Source organism: Mycobacterium sp. TH-M106 (assembly GCF_057473765.1).
The window spans coordinates 1-7,907 of the sequence record NZ_JBYCLE010000145.1 but is presented as its reverse complement, the minus strand read 5'-3'; the positions used below and the strand labels follow the sequence as shown (position 1 = coordinate 7,907).

At 67.8% G+C, this 7,907-nt stretch carries 7 protein-coding genes; 2 read left to right on the top strand and 5 right to left on the bottom strand.

Features of this window, described 5'->3' with window-relative positions; genetic code table 11:
• On the bottom strand, positions 1-844 hold an 844-nt coding region (locus AC2VOP_RS05260; protein WP_486959969.1), incomplete at its 3' end, for an NAD(P)H-dependent amine dehydrogenase family protein.
• Positions 845-911: 67 nt separating this feature from the next.
• On the opposite strand from AC2VOP_RS05260, the gene AC2VOP_RS05255 reads away from it, so the two are divergent.
• Positions 912-1,598: a cutinase family protein gene (locus tag AC2VOP_RS05255; protein WP_486959968.1), complete on the top strand. Its 687-nt coding sequence runs from the start codon at positions 912-914 to the stop codon at positions 1,596-1,598.
• A gap of 68 nt (positions 1,599-1,666) precedes the next feature.
• Here the strand turns inward: AC2VOP_RS05255 and AC2VOP_RS05250 are convergent, their stop codons facing one another.
• The gene (locus AC2VOP_RS05250; protein WP_486959967.1) at positions 1,667-2,527 is read right to left on the bottom strand and encodes a cyclopropane mycolic acid synthase family methyltransferase; all 861 of its coding nucleotides are present in this window, start codon (positions 2,525-2,527) and stop codon (positions 1,667-1,669) included.
• Positions 2,528-2,704: 177 nt separating this feature from the next.
• On the opposite strand from AC2VOP_RS05250, the gene AC2VOP_RS05245 reads away from it, so the two are divergent.
• Positions 2,705-3,889, top strand: a complete 1,185-nt coding sequence (locus AC2VOP_RS05245; protein ID WP_486959966.1) for a CaiB/BaiF CoA transferase family protein — start codon at positions 2,705-2,707, stop codon at positions 3,887-3,889.
• Between the two features lie 16 nt (positions 3,890-3,905).
• Here AC2VOP_RS05245 and AC2VOP_RS05240 read toward each other — a convergent pair whose 3' ends face one another.
• The 3 genes from AC2VOP_RS05240 to AC2VOP_RS05230 form a co-directional block, all read right to left on the bottom strand.
• Complete coding sequence (locus AC2VOP_RS05240) at positions 3,906-5,474, bottom strand: acetolactate synthase large subunit (protein ID WP_486959965.1); 1,569 nt, start codon at positions 5,472-5,474, stop codon at positions 3,906-3,908.
• The gene (locus AC2VOP_RS05235; RefSeq protein WP_486959964.1) at positions 5,471-6,874 is read right to left on the bottom strand and encodes an FAD-binding oxidoreductase; all 1,404 of its coding nucleotides are present in this window, start codon (positions 6,872-6,874) and stop codon (positions 5,471-5,473) included. The genes AC2VOP_RS05240 and AC2VOP_RS05235 overlap by 4 nt, the downstream gene beginning before the upstream one ends.
• A 68-nt stretch (positions 6,875-6,942) precedes the next feature.
• The coding region (locus AC2VOP_RS05230) for a PPE family protein, SVP subgroup (RefSeq protein ID WP_486959963.1) at positions 6,943-7,907 on the bottom strand (965 nt) is incomplete at its 5' end.

Genomic DNA, 7,907 nt, shown 5'->3' with positions numbered 1-7,907 from the left:
ACGGCCAGTCCGGGGCCGCGTCACGCCCGATGCGGTTGACGTGCTCCAACTGGATGCGGGTCTGGCCCCGGTAGACGCCGTTGATGGTGAACCGGACCGCGGCTACCCGCCCCGGCGCGATGACGCCCTTGGCGGTGGTGCGTTCGTTCGGGGTGACCCAGGTGTCCCACGTGGTGGTGATCTCGTCGAGCGTGACGCCGGCCGCGTATGCAATCATCGGGACGGTGGCGCCCCACGCGAAGATCAACACCTCGCGGTTGGCCAGTATCGGCCGAAAGTCGGGTTCGCGGCCGATGCCCATCTCGTTTTCGTAGTCGCCGGTGTAGTTGGTGTAGTCGAGCAACTCGGACGCGCGCACCAGCCGTACCTCGGAGCAGACACCCATCAGCGTCATGGGGAACAGGTCGTTGGCGAATCCGGGATCGATGCCGGTGGTGAAGCACGACGACCCGCCCAGCCGGCACGCTTGCGTGATCGGCTCAGTCCAGTTGGGCGGGTTCAACCACATCTGCGGCCAGACCCACGGCGTCATCGCGGTCGAGCACACGTCGATGCCGGCGCGCAGGAAGCGAGTCATCAGCGCAATGTTGGCGTCGGCGTGGGCGGCGGTCGGGCCATAGTGCACCAGCGCGTCGGGCCGCAGTGCGATCAGCGCGTCGACGTCGTCGGTGGCGGTGACGCCGACCGGGGCCGGCAGCCCGCAAATGTCGCCGATGTCGCGACCCACCTTGATCGGGCTGCTGACGCCGACACCGACCAGTTCGAACAACGGGTGTTTGACGACCTCGGCGATCACCAGCTTGCCGACGAACCCGGTACCCCAGACCACCACCCGCTTCGGCACCGCTCAACCATAGGTGGTTGCTGGTCGCCGGTGCTCAGGTATCCCCGGGTGCCGGGGGTGGCGCGGTATGGCAAAATCTACGCGCGTGAATGTAGGCCAGGTCATCCGTTGCTTCGGTATCGCGGTGTTGATGGGTTCGGCGCTGCAGAACACCTGCGTCCCGGCCGCTACCGCCCAACCGTGCCCCGACGTCGAGACGATATTCGCCCGGGGCACCGGCGAGGATGCCGGTGTCGGCCCGACCGGGCAGGCCTTCGTCGACGCACTGCGTTCCAAGATCGGCGAGAAGTCACTCGACGTGTACGCGGTCAACTACCCGGCCACCGACGATTGGCCCACCGGTCTGGACGGCATCAAAGACGCGGCCGCTCATATCCAGTCCGAGGTGGCCGCTTGCCCCAAGACCAGAATGGTGCTCGGCGGCTACTCCCAGGGTGCGGCCGTGATGGGCTTTTCCACCGCAAATGCCATACCGGACGGAGTCGACGGTGCCGAGGTACCGCAGCCCATGCCGCCCGAGACGGCTGAGCACGTGGCGGCGGTCGTGCTGTTCGGAACACCGAACGCCCGGGCGATGAGCTTCCTCGGCGAGCCGCCGGTCGCCATCGGCCCGCTGTACGCGGGCAAGACCATCCAGCTGTGTGCACCCGAAGACGCCGTCTGCTCAGAAGGATTGAACTTCTCCGCACACAACCCCGAGACCTACGACGGGCTCATCGACGAGGGAGCAGCCTACGCGGCGAATCGGCTGTAGCCAGGCTTGAGCGCAGCGCGCACGTCTGCCTGGCGGTGTACCCGCGGCGCCGGTTGCGCCAGCCCGGACTAACGCGTCAGGGTGAACTGGTGAACGCTGGTGTAGCCCTCGCGGAACAACCTGACGCAGCCGTTGAGGTATTTGTCGTAGCGGTCGTAGACCTCATGTGACTGAACCGCGAGTATTTTGTCCCTATTGGCCTTCAGCGCTGCCGCCCAATCCTGCAAGGTCCGCACATAATTCGGGCCGATCTCCTGCACCCGGTCCACAGTGAACCCGGCATGAGCGGCGTGATCCTCGACCATCCGCACGGACGGCAGCCGGCCACCGGGGAAGATCTCGGTCATGATGAACTTCGCGAATCGCGCCAGTTCAAATGTCATCGGGATGTCCCGGCCGTGGGCATCCGCCATGTTGATCGCGGTGATGGTATGCAGCAGCATCACCCCATCCCGCGGAAGCGCGTTGTAGGCCATGTCGAAGAAGTCTGGGTAGCGGTCGTGACCGAAGTGCTCGAAAGCGCCAATCGACACGATCCGGTCCACCTGCTCGTCGAACTCCTCCCAGCCCTGCAACCGCACCTCGACGTTGCGGGTGGTCGCGACTTTGGCCAGCTTTGCCAGGGCGTAGTCGCGTTGCCGCTCGCTGAGCGTGAGCCCGATGACGTTGACGTCGTAGTTCTCGATCGCCCGCTGCATGCCGCCGCCCCAACCGCAGCCGACATCCAGCAGTGTCATCCCTGGTTGCAGGCCCAGCTTGCCCAGCGCCAGGTCGAACTTGGCGTTCTGCGCCTCGTCGCGGGTGGTCCCGGCGTTTTCGTAGTAGCCGCAGGTGTAGCCCATCGTCGGGCCCAGGAACAGCTCGAAGAACTCATTGGAGATGTCATAGATCGACTGCAGCTCATCGTATTTCGGTTTCAACGTCGCCACTGGAGTCGAGCTGCACCTGCGCAGAGTTGCCGCATGCCAGCTTTCCCGAGGTGGGTACGTCACTGTAGTCACTTTGGTCACATGACTACCACACCACAACGAGTACCGGAAAATAGAACAGACACGCCGACAACCGGCCACAACAACTCACCGACCGGAAGGCCAGGAGACACCGCGATGGGCCCATTACCGCTGGACGGGGTAACCGTCGTCAGTCTGGAACATGCTGTCGCAGCACCGCTGGCCAGCCGCCACCTCGCTGACCTCGGCGCGCGGGTGATCAAGGTGGAACGCGCCGGCGGGGGTGACTTCGCCCGCCAGTACGACGCGGCGGTGCGAGGACTGGCTTCGCACTTCGTCTGGCTCAACCGGGGCAAGGAGTCGATCAGCGTCGATCTCAAGGCGCCAGAGGGCCTTGCCGTGGTGCGCAAGCTCATCGCGGCCTCCGACGTGTTCATCCAGAACTGCGCACCCGGTGCGGCGCCGCGCCTGGGGCTCGGCGCCGACGAACTGCGCGGCGACCATCCGGAGCTGATCGTCGTCGACATCAGCGGTTACGGCACCGCGGGGCCGTACCGGGACCGCAAGGCATACGACATGCTGGTACAGGCCGAGACCGGTCTGTGTTCGATCACCGGCACCCCGGAAGCCGTAGCAAAAACCGGCATCCCGACGTCCGACCTCGCGGCGGCGCTGTATGCGGTGACCTCCATCCAGGCCGCGCTGTTTCGCCGGGAACGCACCGGGGTCGGCGCGGTCGTCAACGTCTCGATGTTCGACGCAACCGTCGAATGGCTGGGGCACCCGATGTACATGCAGCTCTATCAAGATGTGCAAGTCAAGCGAATGGGCCTGGCGCACAATTCGATAGCGCCCTACGATGCGTACCCGACCGCGGACGGGCGGATCCTCATCGGTGTGCAGAACGACCGCGGCTGGCGGGCGCTGGTCACCGACGTGTTCGGGCAGCCGGGCCTTGCCGACGATGAACGCTTCGCGACCAATATCGAACGGGTGCGGCACCGGGCCGAGGTCGATGCCGCCGTGGCGCAGCGCACCCGGCGCTTCACCACGCACGACCTCGATGAGCGGCTCGCCGCGGCCGGTATTCCGGCCGCCCGACTCAACGAGATGACCGACCTGATCGCGCACCCCCAGCTGTCGGCCCGCGACCGCTGGCGCGACGTCGGCACCGAGGCGGGCCCGGTCCGCGCAGTGCTGCCGCCGATGACCTTTGCCGACGTGGAGATGTCCATGGGCGCCGTTCCAGCGCTGGGTGAGCACACCGATGCGCTGCTCACCGAGGCGGGCCTCACCGGCGAGGCGATCGCGGGTCTGCGCGCCGCGGGGATCGTGCAATAGCCGCCGTCGCCCAGCCTCAGGGCAGCGCCGGGATCCGCGCGTCGATCAGGTGCGGCCCCGGCTCGGCCAGCGCCCGGCGGAACCCTTCGGCCAGCTCCTCGCAGGTGCTCGCCACGATGGCCGGCACCCCGAAGCCCGCGGCGATCTTGGCGAAATCCATGTTCGGCCGGGACAAGTCGAGCAGGCCGTTGGCGGTAGGACCGCCCGTGCCGGCACCGACACGGGCCAGTTCGAGTCGCAGGATGGCGTAGGCGCTGTTGTTGATCAGCACCGTGGTCACGTTGGCGTTCTCCCGGCCCATCGTCCACAGCGCCGAGATGGTGTAAGCCGCGCTGCCGTCGGCCTGCAGCGCAATCACTGGCCGGTCGGGCGCGGCGATGGCCGCGCCCAGCGCGACCGGAAGGCCCTGCCCTATCGCCCCGCCGGTCAGGGTCAGCACGTCGTGGTGCGGTGAGCCGGCGGTGGCCGCCGGTAGCAGCACCCCGGCGGTGATGGACTCGTCGGAGACGATGGCGTTCTCCGGCAGCAGCGCCCCGATGACCTGCACCCAGTTCTGGGCAGTCAACTTCCCCACGGGAAGTTCGGCCAGCTCCAGCGCGGGCGCCGGTCGCGGCGCGGTGCCCGGTGCGACCAGGTCGGCCAGCTGCTCCAATGCAGCCACCACGTCGGTCTCCAGGCCGGCCAGGTTGTGCACGACCGCACCTTCTGGAACTAGGTCGCTGGGTTTGTCGGGGTAGGCGAAGAACGACACCGGTGCGCGGGTGCCGGCGACGATCAGGTGTTTGGCCCCACCGAGCTGGTGGACGGCCTGCTCGGCCAGGTAGCCGAGGCGTTCCAGCGCCGGCACACCCGCGCCGCGGGCGAGCCGGGCCGGGAAGGTCTCCACCAACGCGCGTGCACCGGTGGCGGCGGCGATCCGGTCGGCGGCTTGCAGTCCGCGGACGCCGGTGGCCGGGCCGCCGATCAGCAGCACACAGTCGGCTTGGGCCTGGCCGCGGCGCAGCGTGTCGGCGATCTCGGCGATCGCCCCGGGGTCCGGGGCGGCCGGCGGGACGGGTTCGACGGGTCCGGCCGGCTCGCCGCCGTCGCCCCAGGAGATGTCGGCGGGCAGGATCAGGTTGGCGACCTGTGCCGGGCTGGCCAGCGACTCGGCCACCGCTTCGGCGGCGTCGCGGCCGATGTCGGCGCTCGAGGTGGTGCGCCGCACCCAGCCGTGGGTCCAGTCGGTCAGCGGTTCGATGTCGGACTCCAGCGGCGCGTCATACTTCTTGTGGTACGTGGCGTGGTCGCCAATGACGTTGACCACCGGGACGTGTGCGCGGCGGGCGTTGTGCAGGTTGGCCAGCCCGTTGCCCAGCCCGGGGCCCAGGTGCAGCAGGGTGGCGGCCGGTTTGCCGGCGATGCGGGCGTAGCCGTCGGCGGCGCCGGTGGCCACGCCCTCGAACAGACACAGCACCCCGTGCATCGCAGGAACCGAGTCCAGGGCGGCCACGAAGTGCATCTCGGAAGTGCCGGGGTTGGCGAAGCACACCGTGACGCCGCAGTCGACCAGCGTGGTGATCAACGCTTGTGCGCCGTTGGTCATCGGGTCACCTTTCCGTCCAGCAGCACACCGGGGTTGAGGATACCGGCCGGGTCGAACGAATCCTTGATCCGGCGCATCAGCGCAATTTTCACCGGGTCCTCGAGCTCCAGGAAGTGGCGCGTCTTGATTCGGCCCAGACCGTGCTCGCCGGAGATCGCACCGCCCAGGTCGATCGCTGCGGCGAAGATGTCGTGCAGCAGCTCGTAGCGGGTGTCGTCGTCGGCGCAGAACACCCCCAGGTGCACGTTGCCATCGCCGGCGTGACCGCATCCGACCACTCCCGCACCGGCCTGCTGGGCGAGTTCGGTTGCCCGGGTGAGGAACTGGTGCATCTGGGCACGCGGGACCACGGTGTCGATGACGTCGTGGGCGCCCGCCGTCTTGGCGGTCCAGAACGCCCGCTCTCGTGCCTCGATCAGGGCATGCGCCGAATTCCCTTCCAGTACATACGAATCCATCGCGCCTAGTGATTCGAGCAACTCGCCCAGCATGGTGACGTCGCCGTCGAGGCGGGCGTGGTCGCGGTTCTCCACCCCGATCACCAGGTGCGCCTGGGCTGCGTCGCGGACATGGTCGGGGATGCCCAGGCTCAGATTCTGCGAGTAGGTGATCGCGGCCAGGGTGAGCTGGTCGACATACTCGAGGATGACCGGGTCCACGCCACTGCGCACCACCGCGGGCACCGCGCGCATCACCGCGGTCAGGTCGGGGAACGGCGCCAGCAGTGTCGCTGCGTGCGCCAGCCGCGGGTAGAGCCGGACGGTGACCTCGGTGGCCAGCGCCAGGGTGCCTTCGGAGCCGATGATCAGCTGGGTCAGGTCGTAGCCGGTGGACAGCTTGGTGATCTTGCCGCCGGTGCGGATCAGCTCACCGGTGGGCAACGCGGCCTGCAGCCCGATCACGTTGTGGCGGGTCACTCCGTACTTGACCGCGCGCATGCCGCCGGCGTTGGTGCCGACGTTGCCGCCCACGCTGGCGGAGAGCTCACCGGGAAACACGGTGTACACCAACCCTTCCGCGGCGGTGGCGGTGTCGAGGTCGGCCAGCGTGACCCCGGGCTGCACAACCGCGACTTGGTTGTCGACGTCGATCTCGAGGATGGTGTTCATCTTTTCGAACGAGACGAGCAGCCCATCTGAGCAGGGCCGCGCGGCCGCCGACAGGCCGGTTCCTGAGCCGCGGGCGGTGACCGGGAGGTTGGCCTTCGTGGCGGCGGCCAGCAGCGCGGCGACCTGCTCGGCGGTGTGCGGGCGGGCCACGAAGCGCGGCGGTACGGGAAGTCCGACCAGCGCCTCGTCGTGGTGATAGTCGGGCCCGATCCCCTCACCGGTCAGCAGGTCGGCGTCGCCGACGACGCCGGCCAGCTCGTGCGCGACGCCGGTGTCGGTCTGTGTCTGCATGACATCGGATGTTACGAGCAGCCGACCAGCCGGACCACGTCCGGGCGCAGGTCTACGAGAACCAACTGTTACTCCATTGCTTGCCTAATCAACTTGGCCGCCGAAATTGTGAGAGCATCGCGCTTCTTCGCCAATTCCGCGGCTGCCTTGCGCAGCTTGTTGAGTTCATCGCGTTCACTCAACACGCTGGTAACGTCAGCCTGCACCCACCGATTCAGTGCACCGCCATGACCATCCGCCTGGCCCGCTGTTGCCTCGGTGGCTGGGGAGCCCTGCCGGGTGTGCGGGTCGCCATTTCTTGGTGCATTGACGACGCTGCCTAGTATCGGCATGCCGCCCAGGCCGGCCATGCCCGTCGCGGCCATTCCCGCCTGTGACAACGCAGCCGAACCAGCAGCCGGCAATGCCTTGGCGGCAAGCCGGGCTTCAGGTGAGGCCGTGGCCCAGGACTGCGGCACCGACAACCCACCGACCGACGCCGCCCGGCCCAGGCCCGCCGACATCTCCGCACCGCCCAGGCCCCTCGAGTCCCACGCGCGCGCCAAACCCGACGCACCCAGCGCCGACTCCGAGCCCGCCAGGGTGGCCGACCCCGAACCCGCTAAAGGCGACCCGGAACCCATGAGACCCCCCGTGCCCCACCCAACCCCTTGTGACGCCGCCCACCAAAAAGTGAACGCGAGCGCCGCGTTCTCCGGTACGGCTGTCAAAATCGTGGCTCCGGCAACAGTGAAGCCCGCCCCGCCCTGGCCAGCGTTGGGCCCGGTAGTGAATAGCGATATATCTTCGAGGAACTTCATCGGGTTGCTGGTCAAGAGGTTAAGCAGCTGCGCCGACGGCCCGCTCGTGCCTAGGTTTTGCAGAACATTGCCCAACTGCGTGAGCAGCTGGTTCAGTTTATCTATGATGCCCTGGGCGGCTGGCGCGGCCGCGTTGGTGTCCTGCGGCGCGGGGGTGAACGGCGTCATCGTCGTGGCGGCCGCCGAGTTGGCGGTGTAGCTGTGCATCGCCGTGGCGTCTTGGGTCCACATCT